The organism is Roseobacter sp. EG26, from assembly GCF_049830555.1.
Lineage (GTDB): Bacteria > Pseudomonadota > Alphaproteobacteria > Rhodobacterales > Rhodobacteraceae > Roseobacter.
In genome coordinates, this window is record NZ_JBNBLH010000002.1 from 306,108 (window position 1) to 326,164 (window position 20,057).

17 protein-coding genes are annotated in these 20,057 nt (G+C 58.1%); 10 read left to right on the top strand and 7 right to left on the bottom strand.

Features of this window, described 5'->3' with window-relative positions; genetic code table 11:
• Positions 1-74: 74 nt before the first annotated feature.
• Positions 75-1,076, bottom strand: coding sequence for a D-cysteine desulfhydrase family protein (locus tag ACOTTU_RS07065; protein ID WP_425656906.1), 1,002 nt, complete (start codon positions 1,074-1,076; stop codon positions 75-77).
• Between the two features lie 317 nt (positions 1,077-1,393).
• On the opposite strand from ACOTTU_RS07065, the gene ACOTTU_RS07070 reads away from it, so the two are divergent.
• Genes ACOTTU_RS07070 through ACOTTU_RS07095 form a run of 6 tightly spaced genes read left to right on the top strand, consistent with a single transcriptional unit; the run spans position 1,394 to position 8,124 of the window.
• Positions 1,394-2,098: a GntR family transcriptional regulator gene (locus ACOTTU_RS07070; protein WP_425656908.1), complete on the top strand. Its 705-nt coding sequence runs from the start codon at positions 1,394-1,396 to the stop codon at positions 2,096-2,098.
• Entirely contained in the window at positions 2,088-2,993 is a 906-nt protein-coding gene (locus ACOTTU_RS07075) for a dihydrodipicolinate synthase family protein (RefSeq protein WP_425656910.1), read from the top strand. The genes ACOTTU_RS07070 and ACOTTU_RS07075 overlap by 11 nt, the downstream gene beginning before the upstream one ends.
• Positions 2,993-4,483, top strand: a complete 1,491-nt coding sequence (locus tag ACOTTU_RS07080; protein WP_425656912.1) for an aldehyde dehydrogenase — start codon at positions 2,993-2,995, stop codon at positions 4,481-4,483. The genes ACOTTU_RS07075 and ACOTTU_RS07080 overlap by 1 nt, the downstream gene beginning before the upstream one ends.
• Positions 4,480-5,238, top strand: coding sequence for an NAD(P)-binding domain-containing protein (locus ACOTTU_RS07085; RefSeq protein ID WP_425656913.1), 759 nt, complete (start codon positions 4,480-4,482; stop codon positions 5,236-5,238). Before ACOTTU_RS07080 ends, ACOTTU_RS07085 begins: the two co-directional genes overlap by 4 nt.
• Positions 5,235-6,785 (top strand): trimethylamine methyltransferase family protein, encoded by a 1,551-nt coding sequence (locus ACOTTU_RS07090; protein WP_425656915.1) that lies wholly within the window; start codon positions 5,235-5,237, stop codon positions 6,783-6,785. Before ACOTTU_RS07085 ends, ACOTTU_RS07090 begins: the two co-directional genes overlap by 4 nt.
• On the top strand, positions 6,763-8,124 hold the full coding sequence (locus tag ACOTTU_RS07095) for an NAD(P)/FAD-dependent oxidoreductase (protein ID WP_425656917.1): 1,362 nt from the start codon (positions 6,763-6,765) through the stop codon (positions 8,122-8,124). The genes ACOTTU_RS07090 and ACOTTU_RS07095 overlap by 23 nt, the downstream gene beginning before the upstream one ends.
• Positions 8,125-8,128: 4 nt before the next feature.
• Here ACOTTU_RS07095 and ACOTTU_RS07100 read toward each other — a convergent pair whose 3' ends face one another.
• A complete protein-coding gene (locus ACOTTU_RS07100; protein ID WP_425656919.1) occupies positions 8,129-9,532 on the bottom strand; it encodes a helix-turn-helix domain-containing protein in 1,404 nt (467 codons plus the stop codon).
• Between the two features lie 137 nt (positions 9,533-9,669).
• On the opposite strand from ACOTTU_RS07100, the gene ACOTTU_RS07105 reads away from it, so the two are divergent.
• Genes ACOTTU_RS07105 through sucD form a run of 4 tightly spaced genes read left to right on the top strand, consistent with a single transcriptional unit; the run spans position 9,670 to position 13,949 of the window.
• Positions 9,670-10,872 carry a pyridoxal-phosphate-dependent aminotransferase family protein gene (locus ACOTTU_RS07105; protein ID WP_425656921.1) on the top strand — a complete coding sequence of 401 codons (1,203 nt, stop codon included), beginning with the start codon at positions 9,670-9,672 and terminating at the stop codon, positions 10,870-10,872.
• Between the two features lie 33 nt (positions 10,873-10,905).
• Positions 10,906-11,847, top strand: a complete 942-nt coding sequence (locus tag ACOTTU_RS07110) for an HpcH/HpaI aldolase/citrate lyase family protein (protein WP_298917605.1) — start codon at positions 10,906-10,908, stop codon at positions 11,845-11,847.
• 16 nt (positions 11,848-11,863) lie between these two features.
• On the top strand, positions 11,864-13,039 hold the full coding sequence (locus ACOTTU_RS07115; protein ID WP_425656924.1) for a malate--CoA ligase subunit beta: 1,176 nt from the start codon (positions 11,864-11,866) through the stop codon (positions 13,037-13,039).
• Positions 13,040-13,052: 13 nt separating this feature from the next.
• The gene (gene sucD / locus ACOTTU_RS07120) at positions 13,053-13,949 is read left to right on the top strand and encodes a succinate--CoA ligase subunit alpha (RefSeq protein WP_425656926.1); all 897 of its coding nucleotides are present in this window, start codon (positions 13,053-13,055) and stop codon (positions 13,947-13,949) included.
• Positions 13,950-14,324: 375 nt separating this feature from the next.
• Here sucD and ACOTTU_RS07125 read toward each other — a convergent pair whose 3' ends face one another.
• From ACOTTU_RS07125 to ACOTTU_RS07145, 5 genes are all read right to left on the bottom strand, one after another.
• A complete protein-coding gene (locus ACOTTU_RS07125; protein ID WP_298917614.1) occupies positions 14,325-14,960 on the bottom strand; it encodes a response regulator transcription factor in 636 nt (211 codons plus the stop codon).
• A complete protein-coding gene (locus tag ACOTTU_RS07130; protein WP_425656927.1) occupies positions 14,944-17,289 on the bottom strand; it encodes a cache domain-containing protein in 2,346 nt (781 codons plus the stop codon). Before ACOTTU_RS07130 ends, ACOTTU_RS07125 begins: the two co-directional genes overlap by 17 nt.
• A 157-nt stretch (positions 17,290-17,446) precedes the next feature.
• Positions 17,447-17,905 carry a GAF domain-containing protein gene (locus tag ACOTTU_RS07135; protein WP_425656929.1) on the bottom strand — a complete coding sequence of 153 codons (459 nt, stop codon included), beginning with the start codon at positions 17,903-17,905 and terminating at the stop codon, positions 17,447-17,449.
• Positions 17,906-18,209: 304 nt separating this feature from the next.
• Positions 18,210-19,598, bottom strand: a complete 1,389-nt coding sequence (locus ACOTTU_RS07140; protein ID WP_425656931.1) for a PepSY-associated TM helix domain-containing protein — start codon at positions 19,596-19,598, stop codon at positions 18,210-18,212.
• A 67-nt stretch (positions 19,599-19,665) separates the two neighbouring features.
• Positions 19,666-20,031 (bottom strand): hypothetical protein, encoded by a 366-nt coding sequence (locus ACOTTU_RS07145; protein WP_425656932.1) that lies wholly within the window; start codon positions 20,029-20,031, stop codon positions 19,666-19,668.
• Between the last annotated feature and the right edge of the window lie 26 nt (positions 20,032-20,057).

The window sequence follows — 20,057 nt, forward strand, 5'->3', positions numbered from 1 at the left end:
TTCTGCCAAAGGGCGCGAAGGTCCGCTTGGCATTTGCGGCAAATGAGTTCTCATCCATGACGCAAAACGGCCGTTCAGGGGTGAGGGAAGGCATTTTCCAATGACGATTGGTAGGCAAAGAGGGAAGCCAGGCCCCCAGTATGCACGAACAACACCCGGCTCCCTTCGGGTATTTCGCCATTGTCAACCAACGCCGGGATCGCGGCGAAGACCTTGGCTGTATAAACCGGGTCCAGAACGATGCCTTCTGATTGTGCCATCATGGCCATGGCTTGCGCGGCGCTTGGCCCCAGTTGCCCATAGCCGGGCGAGAATGCTCCATCCCAGATGACGACGTCGGCGTCGGTGACCGGAACCTTGCTGCCCAACAATTCCGAGAGGGCTTCAAGAACGGTGTTGATCCGCTGCGTCTGTTGCGTTGCATCGCGTCGCACGCAGCTGCCGATGACCCGTGCGGGCTGACCTATGGAACGCAATCCCGCGAGCATTCCTGCATGCGTCAATCCGCTACCGGAGCCGATGACAACAACGTCGAAATCGGCGTCCTGACTGACGACTTCCTCGGCGGCGCGCATGTAGCCCAAAGCGCCCAGTGGGGGATTGCCCAGAGCAAGCGGAATGACGTAGGGCACGCGACCTGCCTTGCGCTCAATTTCGGCGCGTTCACGCAGAGCGGCATCTGCCCCGGCTTCATCTTCGCCTGCAGCGTAACGCATGACCTCCGCGCCCAAAAGGCGCGCCAGCAGCACATTTCCATTAGATCCATAAAGTGCGTCCACATCCGGGACGCGATCCTCCAGTTGCACGATGGTTCGCATTCCGAGTTTCGCTGCCGAGGCCGCGGCCGTGCGGACAAAATTGGACTGAACGGCCCCGGTGATCAGGACGGTCTGCGCGTTCTTTTGCTGCGCCGCGCCTAGGTAGTATTCCAATTGCCTGGATTTATTACCGCCCATCGTCGTGCCGGCCAGATCGTCGCGTTTGATGTGCAAATCGATGCCCAGACGGGCCGACAGATTAGGCAGATGTTCAATGGGTGTAATGGCGCTGACCAGCTCTGCTCGGGCGAAAGGCATAGACACTCCCTTTTTTGGTGATTGCAGTCACACGATTGCGAAGGCGGATGAGACATCCCATGGGAGCGTATCAGGTTGGTGCTCGGAGGTCCAAAAATCTGAACAGCTTGGCGAAATTGAGGATTGGCACTGTGACGTCGGTCGGGATGCGCTTTGGGGTTTATCCAAAACTTGCCCGCAAATTGATCCACAAAGGGGTGTTTCGAAACATATGCTTACGGGCATCCACGTGATGGAGCCCGCAAAGGGGGGTTGACTGGAAATTCCGAATGTATACAAAAAGTATACATTAGAATGTGATTGATGAGAACCTCACTATGCGCAAGATGACCAAGGATGAATGTCTGGACGATCTGAAGCATCGCATCCTGTCAACAGATTTGGCACCCGGGAGCGATCTGGATGAAACGGCCCTTGCCGAACACTACGGGATTTCGCGAACCCCAATGCGCGAAGTGCTGCATCGGCTTGCGGGGGCCGGGTATATTTCCAGCACGGAAAACCGCGGCTCAAAGGTCGCCTCGATGGACATCGGAACCATGCGGACGTTCTTTCAGACGGCCCCGATGATCTATGCAAACATCGCAAGTCTGGCCGCAGAGGCCCGGACGGGCCCGCAGCTCGAGGACCTCAAGGAGGCACAGAGGGCCTTTACCAAGGCGACAGCTGCCAATGATGCGCAAACTGCGGCTTTGGCCAATCATCACTTCCATGCCGTGATCGGACAGATGGCCCACAATCCTTATCTGGTGGCTTCGCTGGGCCGGCTGCTGATTGATCACACGCGTCTCAGCCAGCGGTTTTACAGGCCCGCGTCCGAAGAAGAAGAGCGCCGCATTGAAAAGGCCGGAGAGCAGCATGATGCGATGATTTCTGCGATCGAGGCTTATGAGGCCCCGCTGGCTCTGGATTTATCTTTGCAGCATTGGGATTTGTCCCGGGATCGGATGGAGCGCTACGTGCGTCCTGATCCTTTGCCTGTCGATGTTGTTTCACTCAAGGATCACCGAAATGCAGTTTGAAGGTATCTACACGCCGCTGATCACGCCTTACAACGATGATTTTTCGCTCAATGAGACCGCGCTGGTTGAGACCGTGGAGCATCTGATTGGCGCGGGCGTACAGGGCCTTATCGTGGCCGGAACGACCGGCGAATATTATGCCCAATCCATGGACGAACGGGTTGAGATGATGCGCCGCTGCAAGGATCTCATCAGGGACCGTGTCCCGATGATCGTCGGCACCGGGGCCATTCGCACCGAAGACAGCATTGCCTATGCGCAGGCGGCCAAGGACGTGGGTGCCGATGCTTTGCTGGTGGCCACGCCGCCCTATGCTTATCCGACAGGACGCGAGATTGCGCTGCATGCTCTGGCGATCGACCGCGCCGTGAACCTGCCGGTGATGCTTTACAACTACCCCGGGCGGATGAGTGTGAACATGGACGCGGAATGCCTCGACCGTTTGGGCCGCAGCCCGAATTTCTGCGCCATCAAGGAAAGCTCTGGCGATCCCGACCGCTTGCACATGCTGGCACGGGACTATCCGCATATCGCGCTGAGCTGCGGGATGGATGATCAGGCGCTGGAGTTTTTTGCCTGGGGCGCGCGGTCCTGGGTCTGTGCGGGGTCAAACTTTGCGCCCGAAGCGCATATCGCGATGTATCGCGCCTGTGCGGTGGATGGCGATTTTACCCGCGGACGGGCGATCATGTCGGCGATGCTGCCGCTCATGCGTGTGCTGGAACAGGGCGGCAAGTTCATTCAATGCATCAAACATGGCGTGACGATGCGCGGCATCGCGGCAGGCCCGCCACGCAAACCCCTGCAACCGCTGAACAAAGACGACAAACGCGCGTTGGAAGAAGTCATCCGCACGATGAACACCACCATTGCCGCCATTCCGGGAGCCTTTTGATGACCGACCTTCTGACCCACGCGGAATATGCCGCCATTGCCGCTGAGCTTGATTTTCCCGCGACACCCTTCATAGACGGGAAGTTCCGCAAAGGAACGGGGCAATTGATGCCCACGCTGAACCCCGCGACCGGAGAGGAGATCACCCAAATCTCCACCGCCGGGCCAGAGGATGTGGCGCTTGCCGTGACAAAGGCGCGCGAGGCGTTTGAGCAGGGGCATTGGGCGCGCATGCATCCGTCGGCGCGCAAGGATGTGCTGATCAAACTGTGCAAATACATCACGCGGCGCAAACGGGATCTGGCGGTGCTGGAATGTCTCGAGTCCGGCAAGCCCATCCGTGACTGCGAAGAGATCGACATTCCCGAAACCATTCACTGCATCAAGTGGCACGCCGAAACCACCGACAAGATTTATGATCAGACGGCCCCTGTGGGCGATGATGCGCTCTCTGTCATTGTTCGCGAACCCATCGGGGTGGTCGCGGCGATTTTGCCGTGGAATTTCCCGCTGCTGATGCTGGCCTGGAAGATCGGCCCGGCGCTGGCGGCGGGGTGTTCGGTGATCGTGAAACCGGCGGAACAGACCTCCATGACTGCGCTCAGGATTGCGGAACTGGCCCATATGGCGGGCGTGCCGCGAGGCGTTTTGCAGGTATTGCCGGGGGATGGTCCGTCGGTGGGCGAGCCGTTGGGGCGGCACATGGATGTGGATATGGTCTCCTTCACCGGATCGACTGAAACGGGTCGGCGGTTTTTGCACTATGCAGCCGACAGCAACCTCAAAAAGGTTGTGCTGGAATGCGGCGGCAAGAACCCGGCGGTGGTGCTGGCGGATGCGGAAAACCTCGATCACGTGGCCGCCCATGTGGTCAATGCCGCCTTCTGGAACATGGGGGAGAATTGCTCCGCCGCTTCCCGTCTGATCGTGCACCGCGATGTCAAAGCGCCGTTGATGGCGCGTATCCAGGCCCGCCTGAGGGAGTGGAAAACCGGCGATCCGCTGGATCCGGCCAATCATCTGGGCGCGCTTGTTGATGCGGGTCACGTGGCCAAGGTTGGTGCGTATCTGAAAGGCAAGGCGCTTGCGGGAGGCAAAGCCGATGGGCCGTTTGTGCCCCCAACCATTTATGAAGTGAGCCGAGAAGATCCGCGCGCGCGGGAGGAGATTTTTGGCCCCGTTCTGAGCGTCATTGAGGTCGCGTCGACCGAAGAGGCCATCGCGGTCGCAAATGACACCGATTACGGGCTGGCGGCCTCGGTCTTCACCGCCAATACACGTCAGGCAATCCGCGCAGCCCGTGACATTCGCGCCGGGACCGTCACCGTGAATTGCTACGGCGAAGGCGATATGAGCACGCCTTTTGGCGGCTACCGGCAATCGGGTTTCGGCGGGCGCGACAATGGTTTGCACGCCCATGATCAGTATACCGAGATCAAGACGATCTGGATTGACCTGACCGACCCGGCAGACGGAGACGCAATCTCATGAGCCGCATCGGGTTCATTGGCACCGGGCATATCGCCGCCCCCATGGTGCGGTTTCTGGTCGGCAAGGGGCATCACCTGACGGTCTCTGACCGCAATGCGGCGGTCGCGCATACGCTGGCGCAGAGCCATGGCGTCACCGTTGCGCCCAATCAGGCGGTCCTGGACGACAGCGATGTGATTTTCCTGTGTCTGCGCCCGCTGATCGCCGAGGCGGTGCTTGAGACGCTGGTGTTTCGCAAAGACCAACAGATCGTTACCGTCATGGCGGGAGTGTCTCTGTCGCGGTTACGCACGCTTTGCGCTCCTGCCTCTAAGATCGTGGCGACGATCCCGCTGGGCTATCTCGAACAGGGCGGATGCCCCTTGCCAGCCTGTCCCGATGCGCAGCTGTTGGGCGCGCTTTTTGCCCCGGAAAACCCTGTGTTTGCTGTCACCGATGAACGCGCGCTGAACATGCATTTTGCGGTCTGCGCGATGCTGCCGGGAGTGCTTGACCTGATGGCCACAGGCGCGCAATGGCTGGCAGAGGAAACCGGTGACGCGGCGCAGTCAGATTTCTACGCCGCGCAGTTGATCGGCGGCTATCTGAGCGCCATGACCAAAGAGGCCGGGGCGCTGGCGCGGGAACGCGATGCGCTGGCAACAAAAGGCACGATCAGCCTGCAAATGACCCAAAGCTTGCGGGCAGCAGGCACGCATGCTGCGCTGCGCGACACCATGGCCGCGATTGGCAACAGGCTGGAGGGCACGACATGAGCGTGGCAGCCGTCGGCACCACGCGGCGCGGGCGCGGCGCGCGCAAGTCGCAGCGCCAGACACGTGATGTGACCATGCTGCCCGCGCTGAAGCGGAACCTGCCCTTGACCGAGCCGATGACCCAAGAGCAGGTGGCGCGCATCGACGCGGCCTCAATGGATATTCTGGAAAACGTCGGTGTGGTCTTCCGCGACGAGATTGCCCTGGGGGATTGGAAGCGCGCCGGAGCCGATGTGCGGGGCGAGCGCGTGCATCTCGACCGCGCCCTCGTGCGCGATTTGATCGCCACGATCCCCGAAACCTTCACCTATCACGCGCGCAATCCGGCCAATAACCTGCCTTTCGGCAAGGACCATGCGATTTTTGTGCCCATGACCGGCGCGCCCTACCTGCGTGATCTGGACGACGTGCGGCGCAATCCGACGCTGACGGATCTGGCGAATTTCCACAAGCTCAGCCATATGCTGCCCAGCATGCACTCCTCGGCGCATCACATCGTGGAGCCTTATGATCACCCGATCAGTCAGCGGCATCTGCGCATCACCTATTCCTCGATGAAGCATTCCGACAAGACCTTCATGGGCATGACGACCAGCCCGAAGAACGCCGAAGATGTGCTTGATATGACGGCTATTCTCTTTGGCGATGACTTCATCGATGCCCATCCTGTGGTGACCGGTAATTGCAACGGCAATTCACCGCTGGTCTGGGATGAAACCATGTTGGGCGCGATGCGGGCGTTTTGTCGGCGCAATCAGCCGGTGCTGTGCTCGCCTTTCGTGCTGGGCGGGGCCAATACGCCTGCTTCCGTTGCGCCGACCGTTGCGCAACTGAATGCCGAAGCGCTGAGCGCGCTCGCCTATACACAGGTGATCCGCAAGGGCGCACCGGCGATCTATGGTCATTACCTCAGCACCGTATCGATGAAATCCGGCGCACCCATGGCGGGGACCCCGGAAATCAGCCTGATGAATTTCATGATCGGGCAGATGGCGCGGTTTTACAAAGTGCCGTGGCGCACGTCGAACACGCTTGGCGGGGCCAAGACCTTTGATGCGCAGGCCGGGTATGAGAGTGCGATGACACTGAATGCGGTGCTGATGGCGGGGGCCAATTACATCTGGCATTCGGCGGGCTGGAACGAGGCCGGCATGCATTGCTCTATGGCCAAATTCGTCGTTGATGCGGAGATGTGCGCGATGGGGTATCGTATGGCGCAGGGCATCAATTGGGATGACTTTGACGAAGCGTTGCGGGCGGTGGGCGATGTCGGGCCCGGCGGGCACTACCTGGGGCACCCCCACACATTGGAGAATTTCCAGCGCGCGTTTTTCATGCCAGAGATGTTCGACAACAACTCTATCGAACAATGGCAGGCCGAAGGCAGCGTTGAAATCACCCAGCGCGCATTGCAGCGCGCGCGCGAACTTCTGGACACCTATGAGGAGCCGAAACTCGACGTGGCGACGGATGAGGCCCTGCGGGACTACATTGCGCGGCGCGAACGCGAGATTCCCGCTGCCGATGCGCTCAACCAGACTGATTGACGGGCCGATGCAGGTTACCCGTCTCCCACGTGATCCCGGCCCGGCTGGCTGGAACTGCCTTTTGCCCCCCGCAGCACCGGCGCTGCCGTTGGAGGCAGATACCACTGCGGACTGGCTGGTGATTGGTGCAGGCTTTGCCGGGTTGTCCGCCGCAAGACGTCTGTCACAGCTTTGCCCAGGCGCGCGCATCGTCATTCTGGAAGCCGGTCGCGTTGGTGAAGGACCCGCCGGGCGCAATTCCGGCTTTATGATCGACCTGCCGCATGATCTTGCGTCCGAAAACTATGGCGGCGCGCTGGAGGCGGATGCGGCGCAAACGGCGGACAACCGGCGCGGCATAGATTTCGCGGCGGAAATGGCCGCAGATTTCGACCTGAGCGAGGAGGCCTTTGCGCGTTCGGGCAAGATCAACGCCGCCGCTACGCCAAAGGGTCATCAACACAATGAGGATTATGCCCGGCATCTGACCGCCATGGGTGAGAAACACACACTTCTGGATGCCACGGAAATGCAGGCGCTGACCGGTACGGACTATTATCAAAGCGGTCTTTTCACGCCGGGGGCGGTGATGATCCAGCCCGCATTATACGTGCGTTCCGTTGCCAAGGGGTTGGTGTCAAATTCGGTCGTCTTGCATGAAATGAGCCCGGTCACCGGGTTGACGCGCAAGGGTGACTGGACGGCCCAAACACCCAAAGGCAAGGTCACGGCCCCCAATGTGATCCTGGCGGTGAACGGTCATCTGGAAAGCTTTGGCCATATGGCGGGGCGGTTGATGCATGTCTTTACCTATGCCTCGATGACGCAGGCGCTTTCTGCGGAGGCATGTCAGACGCTCGGGGGCGCATCTACTTGGGGCGTGACGCCCGCCGACCCGCTGGGGACAACTGTGCGGCGTATTTCGGGCATCGGTGGTGACCGGATCGTCGTGCGCAACCGGTTTACCTTTGATCCGGGCATGGAGGTGGATGACAGGCGCATAGCACGGGTGGCGCAGGATCACGACCGCGCCTTTGCCGCGCGCTTTCCAATGCTGGCGGGCACGCGCATGGCTTATCGCTGGGGTGGGCGGTTGTGTCTGAGCCTCAACAACGTGCAGGTGATCGGTGAGTTGGAACCGGGGCTCTGGTCGGCGTGTTGTCAAAACGGTCTGGGCACGGCCAAGGGCACTTTGGCAGGTGTTCTGGCGGCAGAAGCGGCAAACGGGATCGGCTCTCCCGCGCTGGACCGGGCCTTGTCAGCGGCAGCGCCAAAGCTCTTGCCGCCGCTATCTCTTGCGAAAATCGGTGCCTATGCGCGGCTGCGCTGGGGGGAGGCGCGGGCCGGTCGCGAGTTATAAGCCGTCAGCTTGCATAGCGGGTGGCACCGCGCCGTTTTTCATCCACCGGGTCTGACAGAACCACCGCATGATGCGCGCGCTGGTCACAAGTGACCCGTGGGCAGATGCGGCAGTTGATCCCGATAGGAGTCATCCGAACAGCACTCAGGCTGCGCCCTTCGGCATAGCCGATGGCGTCGACATGTTCGGTGCTGCACCCCATCGCAACCGCCAGACGTACATCCTGCGCAAACCGCGTCACGCTGGGCCTGTCCACTGTGCGGGCAAAGACAAAGAACTGGCTGCCATCAGGCATTTCGACAAATTGCGGCACGATCCGGCCCGGTGTTCGAAAGGATGTGTGGACGTCCAACCGTGGGCAAGCGCCGCCATACTCGGCCAGTTGGAAATCGGTGGAATTGAACCGCTTGGACACATTGCCGGCCTTGTCGATCCTGAGAAAGAAAAAGGGAACGCCTTTGGCGCCACGGCGCTGCAAGGTCGTCGCCCGGTGGCAGGCCTGCTCAAAGCTGACCCCGAACCGCGTGGCCACATGGTCAAAATCATATTCGCTGGCCAGTGCTTCTGCCAGAAAGGGGCCGTAGGGCATCAGCACCGCCGCCGCAAAATAGTTGGCTAACTCAACCCGGCATCGCGCCCGCCCCAAAGCATCGCTGATACCGGATTTGGTGAGCAGGTCATCCAACGTGTCCTGTTGTTCGATGAGCCCGGTGACATGCACAAGCTGAAAGACGCGATTGGGGTGGTCGAGCGCTTCGGACAGTAGAATCTCGCGCCGCTCCTCACTATATTCGCGCAGCGTATCGGGCAATTCGGCCACTGGAACAACGCGGACCTTCAAGCCCAGTGTTTCATACAATCGGGTTTTGAGCGCGGCGTAGATGTCATCGGTCGCAATTTTCTGACCGACCCAGAAAGCCTCAGCCGCCAATTCCAGGCTGTGAAAATAATTATCATTCTTGCGAAAGAAATTGTGGACGGAGGACTCAGTGGATTTGGGCAGCGACGTCTGCGCATTGTCACCGGCTTGTGCCACGCTCATCAACTGGTCGGTTGCCGCCAGATAGGCCTGATGCAACCGCAAAAAACAGGTGGCCAGATCCGGGCTATGGGTCAAGGCACCGCGCAGCTGTGTCAGATCCGGGCGATCCGCTTCGAAAAGGGGATCCTGCAAGACACCGCGCAAATCCGCCAGTTTGGAGGTGTCATCGTCTTCGACCAGATCGCGCCAGTCGACACCGTAAACTTCGAGCAGCCGCAACAGAACCGGCACGGAGACACTGCGCTCGTTCTTTTCCAGCAGATTCACATAAGACGTGCTGATGCCCAGAGCCTTGCCCATTTGACCCTGGGTTTGCCCGTTGTCCGTGCGCAGCCGTCGCAATTTGGGTCCAATAAAAGTCTTCATGACCGCTCAATACTGAAAAGTTTACAAGTTTACAAATGTTATTGTTTGTAAATTTTTGCATCCACAGCAGGACCCGGTTCCGTTTTACCTGCACCCTTGATGGTTGCATGGTTGACGAAATCTTAAAGGAGAGCCTCATGCGTACCGGTCACACCCATCTGTTCATCCCCGGCCCCACAAATGTGCCGGAAGACGTGCGTCAGGCCATGAACGTCCCAATGCAGGACATGCGCGCGCCGGATTTCGGGGATGTCACCTTAAGTCTCTTTAGCGACCTCAAAGGGATTTTTCGGACGGAAAAAGGTCAGGTGATGATGTTTCCCGGCTCCGGAACCTCCGCCTGGGAAGCGGCCATCACCAACACGCTCAACCCCGGTGACAAGGTTCTGATGGCGCGCCACGGCCAGTTTTCGACCCTCTGGGCAGAGATGGCCGAACGTCTTGGTCTTGATGTACTCCTTGTCGATGTTCCCTGGGGGGCAGGCGCGCCGGTGAAGGAATTTGAACGGCAGCTGGCGGCAGACACGGATGACGAAATCAAGGCGGTTTTTGTCACGCATAACGAAACTGCAACCGGCGTGACTTCTAATGTGGCCGGGGTGCGCAGGGCGCTCGATGAAAACTTCCATGACGCGCTTTTGTTTGTGGATGGTGTGTCCTCCATCGGATCGCTCGATTTCCGGATGGACGACTGGGGCGTCGATCTGGCCATCACCGGCAGCCAGAAAGGGCTGATGATGCCTGCGGGTCTGGGCATTCTAGCCGCCAGCGAACGGGCGATGGAGATGTCGCAAACTTCGACAATGCGCCGGGCCTATTATGATTTCGGCGACATGGTGAAGATGAACGCTGATGGCTATTTCCCTTACACGCCGCCCACGCAATTGCTGCATGGGCTGCGCAAATCGCTCGACCGGATCGCCACGGAAGGGCTGGACAATGTCATCGCGCGCCACACGCGGTTGGCCGAGGGCGTGCGCCGCGGTGTTGCCGCTTGGGGTCTTGATCTGGTCGCCGAGCATCCATCGCTTTATTCCAACACGGTTTCTGCGATCCGCACGCCGCAGGACGTGGATGCGCGCGACGTGATCCGCATCGCCTATGAAGATTACAACACGTCGCTCGGCAGCGGGTTGGCGCGGCTGGCGGGCAAAGTGTTCCGGATCGGACATATTGGTGACCTGAACGAAGGTATGTGCCTGACCGCCTTGTCGGTCGCCGAAATGGCCCTGATCCGCGCAGGTGTGCGATTGGAAATGGGCTCTGGCGTTGCGGCAGCACAAAGCTGGTTCGTCTCCGACGTGCAGACAGAGCGGCATTTCCATGTTGCCGCAGAATAACAGTCATCTTCTCTACCAAAGGACAAAAACCCAGTGTCTCACACCTTATATCCATTGAAAAAACAACGTCTTCAACGCTCCGAACTGGCTGTGCCTGCGTCGAACCCCACAATGATCGACAAGGCGGCCAGCGGGGATGCGGATTACGTTTTTCTTGACCTCGAAGACGCAGTGGCCCCGCCGGAAAAAGAACAGGCGCGCCGCAATGCCATTCAGGCGCTGAACGATATCGACTGGACCGCCCGGGGCAAAACCGTCTCCGTGCGCATCAACGGGTTGGACACACACTACATGTACCGCGATGTGGTCGATGTGATGGAACAGGCGGGTGACCGGGTGCACACGTTGCTGGTGCCCAAAGTTGGGGTGGCCGCTGATCTCTATATGGTCGATGCGATGGTCAACCAGATCGAACAGGCGCGGGGGTTGCGAACCCGTGTCGGTCTTGAGGCCCTGATTGAAACGGCGCTTGGCATGGCCAATGTGGAGGCGGTTGCGCAATTTGGCGGACGCCTTGAAGCGCTGCATTTCGGTGTGGCTGATTACGCCGCCTCGATGCGCGCGCGCACGGTGAATATCGGCGGGCTCAACCCGGATTACCCCGGCGATCAATGGCATGCGTCGATCACGCGTATGGTCATTGCCTGCCGGGCCTATGGGTTGCGCGCGATCGACGGACCGTTTGGTGATTTCTCCGATCCCGAAGGCTACAAGGCCGGTGCACGCCGCGCGGCAGCGCTTGGGTGTGAAGGCAAATGGGCCATCCACCCCAGCCAGGTCGCTATGGCAAATGAGGTTTTCAGCCCACCGGAGACAGAGGTTTCTAAAGCCGAGCGGATCATAGAAGAGCTCAAAAAGGCCGAGACTGAAGGCAGAGGTGCCGCGTCACTTGACGGCAAGATGATCGACGCGGCGTCGGAAAAAATGGCGCGCAACGTCATTGAAGTGGCCAAGGCGATTGCAGAAAAAGTCTGACCGGGAGGACGACAGCATGGACATTCACGAACATCAGGCCAAGGAAATTCTCGCGGGTTTTGGCGTGCCGGTGCCGCGTGGCGGTGTGGCCTATTCGCCCGAACAGGCAGGTTATCGCGCCCGCGAACTCGGCGGCGACGCCTGGGTGGTCAAGGCGCAGATCCATTCGGGCGGGCGCGGCGAAGCAGGTGGTGTCAAATTCTGCAATACCGAAAACGAGGTGCGCAAATGCGCCGCGGAGCTTTTCGGCAAGCAGCTTGTCACCAAGCAAACCGGCCCTGCGGGCAAAGGTGTTTTTCGTCTCTGGGTAGAGGAAGCCTCTGATATCCAGCAGGAACTTTACCTCGGCTTTGTGCTCGACCGGAAAACCGAGCGGATCATGATCGTGGCCTCGGCCCATGGTGGGATGGAGATCGAGGATTTGGCCGAAAAAGACCCCGATAGCCTGCGGCGCATGATCGTTGATCCGGCTGTTGGATTGGCAGAATTTCAGGCGCGTGAGCTGGCGTTCTCCCTCGGGCTCACAGGCGGGCAGGTGGCGCAGATGGTGAACGTTCTGCGCGCCTGCTACCGCGCCTATCGCGATCTGGACGCGATGATGGTGGAGATCAATCCACTGGTGATCCGCGGTGCGGGCGAATTGGTGGCGCTGGACGCAAAAATGAGCTTTGACACCAACGCGCTATATCGCCGTCCAGAGGTCTCCGCGCTGCGCGATCCCAGTCAAGAGGACCCGCGCGAAGCCATGGCGGCAGATAATGGGCTGGCCTACGTGGGGCTTGACGGTGATATCGGCTGCATCATCAACGGTGCCGGGCTGGCGATGGCAACGATGGACATGATCAAGCTGGCCGGGGGAGAGCCCGCCAATTTTCTTGACATCGGCGGCGGTGCGGGGCCGGACCGCGTTTGCAAGGCGTTCCGTACGGTCCTGTCTGACCCGAATGTCAGTGTGATACTTGTCAACATTTTCGCCGGAATCAACCGCTGCGACTGGATCGCCGAAGGCGTCGTCCAGGCATATCGCGAGATTGGTCTGAACTTGCCGGTCGTCGTCCGGCTTGCCGGAACCAATGTGGCGGAAGGGCAGGAAATCCTGAGGGCGTCCGGTTTACCCATCACGGCATCAGATACATTGGCCGAAGCTGCGGATGCGGCTGTGGCGATGCGTGCGCAGCCCGCGGCAGCATAGGGAGGAAGACGAGATGGCGATTTTGATTGACGAGACGACAACGGTTGTTGTTCAGGGCATGTCGGGCCGGATTGGCAAGTTCCATGCAGCGGAAATGATTGAAAACGGTACCAATGTCGTCGCTGGCGTCACGCCGGGCAAAGGCGGCACCACCGTGCTTGACCGTCCGGTCTTCAACACTGTGCGCGAAGCCGTAGAGGCAACGGGCGCCAGCGCCAGCCTGATGTTTGTTCCACCCCCTTTTGCCGCCGATGCGATGATGGAGGCGGCGGACGCTGGTATCCGAACCGCCGTTTGCGTCGCTGACGGCATTCCAGCGCAGGACATGATGCGCGTGAAACGGTTTCTTCGGCGCTATCCCCGTGACAGAAAAATGAGGCTTATTGGCCCCAATTGCGCGGGCGTCATTTCACCGGGCAAGGGTTTTATGGGTATCATGCCACCCCACATCTACACGCCCGGACGGGTTGGCATCGTCGGGCGGTCGGGAACCCTGGGATATGAAGCTGCGAGCCAGTTGCAAGCCCTTGGTATCGGGGTGTCAACATCGGTCGGCATCGGCGGCGACCCGATCAACGGCTCGTCTTTCCGTGACATTCTGGAGCTCTTCGAACACGACCCTGACACTGATGCCGTGATGATGATCGGCGAGATTGGCGGACCGCAGGAAGCCGAAGCTGCGGCCTATGTCCGAGATCACATGACGAAACCGGTCATTGCTTATGTTGCAGGGCTTTCCGCGCCGAAAGGGCGGCAAATGGGTCATGCAGGAGCGATTATTTCGGCTTTTGGCGAAAGTGCTCAAGAGAAGGTCGAAATGTTGAACGCAGTTGGCATTTCTGTCGCGCCAAACCCGTCGGCAATGGGGGCCACGGTCGCCGATGTGTTGGCGCGGCAGCAAGCGGCGTGACGATCTCGACCACTTCAAAATAGGAACCCGGAGAACAGAAAGACCCGCAGTGATATGATCACTACGGGCCTCCCATAAATATCTTGGTGCTACAAATTTCAAATCCAGCGTGCAAGCGCGTCGCAACCTGCAATGTGACCCAGGTCGCAACGCCAGTCCGGACTGCCCCAGCATTAACTGCTCGAAATCATCGTCCGGATGCGAAAAATATCATCGAGTTGCACTTCTATCGAAACTCGCTCACTCACTAACGGCTTGCACAGAACTGTGCTCACGTTTCCCTACATTCAACACTCACATCGTTAGACTTTTATGCAATATGAGTGCGAAATCGTAAATTGGTGTGGTTACCTAGGTAGTTTTACCTATGCGCTGTTAGGGCTTTTCGAAAAGCTTCGTACTAATGCACAAATCGACCAATTCCGCGACCGAATTGACCCGCAGCTTTTCAAGAATGCGCGCCCGATGATGGTCGACCGTGCGGGGGCTGATATCGAGATGCCGTGCCACGTCCTTGCTCGACGCGCTGGACGGGTTTGACACAAGGATTTCCGCGATTTCCTTTTCCCGGTCGGTCAGCTTTTCGAAACGCTCTTTCGCATTTCGGGCCCGGTCGCGACCCCGTCGCCCCTGAGCGTCGAGTTCCAGGGCGGCGTCAATCTGTTTGATCAACACTTCCTGGCGGAAGGGCTTTTCGAGAAAATCAATCGCGCCCAACTTCATGGCCCGCACAGATTCAGGGACCCCACCGTGGCCGGTGATGAAGATTACAGGGAGCGAATAGCCACGGGTGACAAGCAATTCCTGCAATTCCAACCCCGACATTCCGGGCATGCCATAGTCGAGGATCAAACAGCCTGATTGATCAGGTCCACAGGCGTCCAGAAAGTCCGTTGCAGACGAGAAGGTTTCCGTCAGGTAGCCGCGGGTACGCAGCGCCCGGGACAGCGAAGTGCGGATGTCGTCATCATCGTCGACAATAAATACGCAAGGTTCAGGCACTGAATTCATCTAGTTTCTCTTGTGCCCGTTTTGGTACTAGCGCTGGAATGGTGAAGCAAAAACGGGAGTGGCCGTTCTCGTCCGTTTGATACCAGAGCTTGCCTCCGTGCGACTCAACAATTGTGCGGCAAATCGATAATCCCAATCCCATTCCGTCCTCTTTCGTCGTCTCAAACTGCTCAAACAAATCATTGGTTGGGTCAAATCCGGGCCCTGTGTCCACCACGTCGATCATGACGCCGTTGTCTATGTTGCTCGCCGACAGCGTTATCTGTCGTGCGTCGCCGCCACCTTCCGCGATGGCTTCAATCGCGTTCCGCAGAAGGTTCACCAGAACCTGTGCGATCTGCACACGTGATCCGTAGACAGGGTCCACGCCGGACGCTGCCGTCGTGATGTGAACGCCGTACTCCTTGGCTTCCGAACGCATCAACTGCAGTGTTTGTTCCAGAAGTTCTTCAAAATCAAATTCGGCCTTTTCAGCTCCGTCTTTTTTGACAAACCCCCGCAGCGCCTTGATAATGTCGCCCGCGCGGTGGGCCTGATTGTCGGTTTCCTGAAGAATGGTTTCGAGCTCCGCGATGTCGCCCGCGTTCTCCTTCAGAAGGAAAAGCGCGCTATCCATGTTCTGGGTGATCGCGAGGAGCGGCTGATTCAGCTCATGAGCCAGGCTTGTTGCCATCTGACCCATGGCATTAACACGCGACGAATGGGAGAGATCCCAATTGAGCTGCTGTATTTTGCGCTCAGATGCCTTGCGTTCGGTGATGTCATCCACGGTTACAACCGCGTGCAAGGGCGTGCCAGCATCATCACGGATCACGATGACGTTTTCACTGACCCAAATAACGCCGCCGTCTTTGCGCAAAAGACGCTTTTCATGGAGGTACTCGGACCTCGTGTTGCCGCGATCTTCGAAGAAAAATGCAGCAACCGGATCATCCGGATGAGAGATATCATGGGCCGTCAGTTTCAGGATTTCAGCATCGGTATAGCCCAACATATCTGCAAACCGCGCGTTCACCCGTGTGATCTGGCCGGTCTTTGCCTGCATCTGAGCCATGCCCCTGGACGCCAAATCGAAAGTGCGGCCGAACTCCGCTTCGGATTTCTTGCGCTCGGCAATCGCCTGCACAAGCGTCATATTTGCCCGTTCCAATTCGCGGTAGGTATTGGGAAGTGGTTCAGAGGCGGAAACCTCACCTTGAGACACCAATGACGATCTTACCGCAAAGGCGCGCACGGGTTTGTGGATGTAGTTCGCCAAAACCAATCCGAAAATCCCGGAAATGAGGGCAATCGTCGCAGCGATCCACACGTTTTGCGTCCGGTTCGCTTTGATCTGACCCGTGAAATCTGCCTCGGGCGCATAGACGGCAATGGTCCAGGGCAATTCTTCGCTGATGACAGGCATGACCGTCGACACATAGGTCGACCCGCCATAATCAAATCTGGACGAAATCTCGCGGTCTACGGACAGATCAGTGGCGTTTTTCAGATGCCCGAAAGCGGCCCGGGCGACCGGGTCTCCGATCTCGGAGATATTGACGAAACGGAAGGTGCCATCAGCGTTCCTGGTGCGGATCAGTTCCTGATTTGGGTGCGCAATCACATCGCCGTTTCTGTTCAGAATCAAAGCGCTACCGCTTTTGCCTACATTCAGCCTTGAGAGGAATTCAGAGATCGCGTCAATTTCGATATCCACCCCGACGACACCGCGCAGATTGCCAAGAGTGTCAAAGACCGGCGATGCGGCGGTGATGCCAGGCGTTTGTGAGGTGAAGAAGATGTAGGGGTCGGTCCAGATGCTTCCCTGCTGATCGCTGGCTGTTTGATACCAGGGCCTGCTCCGGGGATCGTAGGTATCACTGGGATCGTTGCGCTGCTCCACGATAGAATAGGAATTGTTGCGCCAAATCAGATCGGTGAAACGATCACCTTCCTTCCACATGATCATTTTGGAGCGGAAAGGCCCCGGGCCGCCACTGCGCATCACATAGACAAAATTGCCCGTCTGATCCCCATAAAAGACACCGGCAAACTGCGGAGATATTTGAAGCTGCTGAAACAGCAGCTTTTCCAGTTGCTCGAAGTTGTCGCTGGAAATGACCTCGCTTTCGGCAAGTCGCGTTGCAAGTTCCGCAGCACCCCTCGCCGGTTTCAGGAACCCCTTAGAGTGTTCAATGGTGTTCGTGCCCACGTCGCTCAGCAGATCGCGCGCGTGCGTCAGCAAAACCTTTTCCGAGGTGAGAAAGGAGGAGAAGACCACAATCGTGACCGCGATGAACTGCAGACCGGCAAGGCAAAGAGCCAAGACCATTCCAAGTGAAATTCTCATGCAGACGACAGCCCCTCAATTCCATCGACGTAGTGGATGCCAATGGTGCCGGGGAACTGGATTATGATCAATAGTGTTCCGACCGTCGAGAAACAGGGTTGGAGAAAAGGCCGCAGGTTCATGAGCATTATCAGAAACAAGGTTTTTTTATAATCAACTACCTTGTGCCACATATTTTCGACAGCCACACGGGGCAGCTTTCGATTTGAGCGACAATTCGCTCTAAGCGACTGATGTCGCAACTATTCCATTTTCGTGCCTTGGCGTCGATGGCACAGACAACCGCCAGAACCTGTGCTGTTTCGCAGCGGACCGGAGCGCCGATAAAAGCCGTCATACAGTGGCCCGACAGAATTTCCTGGCGACGCACCAATGGATGCGCATAAAGATCATCAATGGCCAGTAATCGCCCAATTTCACGAACGTGACATGCCAATGAAAAGGCCTGATCACGCATAATCTGGTCATGTTTTTGGGCGGGTGTTGGTGCAGGAGCGGTATTTTCAACCTCATTTCGATGAAACAGGAATATAAAGGCACCCGTGGTATTCAGCGTTTTTGAGATTGTGTGAGTGTTTATCAGATGTAAGGGCGCTGCTTTTTTTCGACGCTGCAAGAGCCGTCGCTGCAATGCAACGAGGCCGCCAAGCGCTTCGGATGAAGCAGGCAATCTGCCGGGTTTCTTTTTATCGTGGACAGGCAACACCGGGCTCCGAATGAAAGCGAAGGACATCGGATTATGCCTTGATACGGACTTGTTGAGTATTGGGGCTTTTACCTAGGCAATTCTACGCAATCGCGTGGAAAAAGCCTGTTTTTGTATATTTTATGTCGGGACGCTGCTCGGTTTTCGGTTCAGATAAAAATTTTGCGAAAAAGGGGCCGTGCCACACCGATCTTCGTGGCGCGGCCCAGGGTTATCAATTCAGAAGCTGGCGGAGAAAGGGGAGCCGAGAAAGCAGCAGCGCATCAACTGTGAGCGCCGCAAACAGCGCGATCCCGGCCATAGGAAAAGCCAAGGAAACACCCAATCCTACCAGCACTGCGCCCTGCCAGAGGGGCATGTCGCGGGGTAAGGGAGGCGCTGCCAGCCGCGAGCTCCCGATCGGTCTGCGTTTCCACCACAGGACAACCGAGCTGACACAGAGAAACAGCACGCAAAGGCACATAAGTGTGTTGGCGAGCACGCTCCACAAACCCAGGGTGCCCATATGCAGGGCGATGCCAACCGCCATGGCTTTGCCCGCCCATGAGTAATCCGTGTACTTGACGTCTGCCAGGATATTCCCGGTGTATTGATCGACATGAACCGTGCGATCAGACATCGGATCGGTACTGTCCGTGCTCATGGAATCGCGACTCAAGGTCCAGACACCGGACGCTGATTGCGGCAGGTTAAGCTGGTATCTTGCGTCAAAACCGATCGTGCGAGCCAGGGTATCAATGCTGTCAATTGTGACGGGGGCTTCTGCGACGCCGGCCACGCCTTGGTCGCTTCCGGATACGGGCATCGGTGTCAGTTCCAAAGCCCAGGGGACCTCGCGGCGCGCGTGATTCATATTTGCGTGAGTTTCGTCTGAAAGGGGTACGTTGTCCCATTTCTCAGCGGGGAACTGGCTCCAGGCCTGTACCATCTTGCCGCCCCAGATACCTGCCCATGCAAGGCCTGAAATCAAGAAAAACACCAGAAAGACAGACAACCATATACCGGTCACACCATGCAATGACTTCCATAAGCCGCGACCGCTGGAGAGTGTCGGAATCAGTGCAACCCGCCATCCGGCCTTGCGGGGCCACCACATGTAGAGACCTGTGGCAACCAGAACGAGCGTGAGCGACGCTGCCGTTTCCAACAGACGGTCGCCGGTGACGCCCAGCATCAGGCTGCTGTGAATGCTGTCAGCAAAGTCATACCAACCGCTGCGCCGTGGAAAAGTTTCCAGCACCTGGGCCGTGTAGGGGTCGACGGCGATCATGATGGCATCGTCACCCTTATCGACACGAAAGAGCGCTGCAACATCGGTGGCTCTGGGCGCCACATACTGTTTCAGCGTCCCGTCTGGGATGGCCGCAAGTGCCGCTTCTGCCTGAACGGATACCGGTAGAGTGATCTCTTGCGGAAAAACGGGAGTGCGTTCGCCATCCCGACCGTCAATCCAGGCGATCCACAGCATGGCCATGCCGGTAACGGCCAGAATTGCGAGGAAAGGGATGACGAAGAGGCCTGCATAGAAATGCCATCGCCAAGCAGCAAAGTAGAGTTTGTTAACGCCGTCATCCTGCGGCGCATTGGTGTCAAGAGTTGTCATTGGAAGCTCCAAGCCATAAGGGGCCCGCGTTCTGCGGGCATGTTTTAGTCTGAATTTTGAATCGAATTCAGGCTTGGGGCGGCGCACGGGTTTGTTGCGCCGGATCCAATGGTTTGGCGTGATGTCGAAGCTGTGCGCGGAGGCGCATGCGTTGGATATGGGCCGTGACCTTGAGACGGAATTCGGACATGTTGCGTGCTGCAAGTGCGCCATCCATCAGCCTGCAAGCGTCGCAGTCCCGCGTCGTTCGATGAGGATCGCCTTCGAGATCGCCGCAGATATCCGATAAAGAACCGCCAGCCTGCAGATAAGCGGTGAGATACGGGTCCAAATCCGTTGGAGCGCTTTTGTGGGCGATCCCAAGTGAGGCCGTCGCGAGTATCAGCACGGTAGCGAGAAGAAAATTGAAGAAGGTGCAGAAGGCCGGATGCATGCACTATCGGATATTGCGATTCTTTA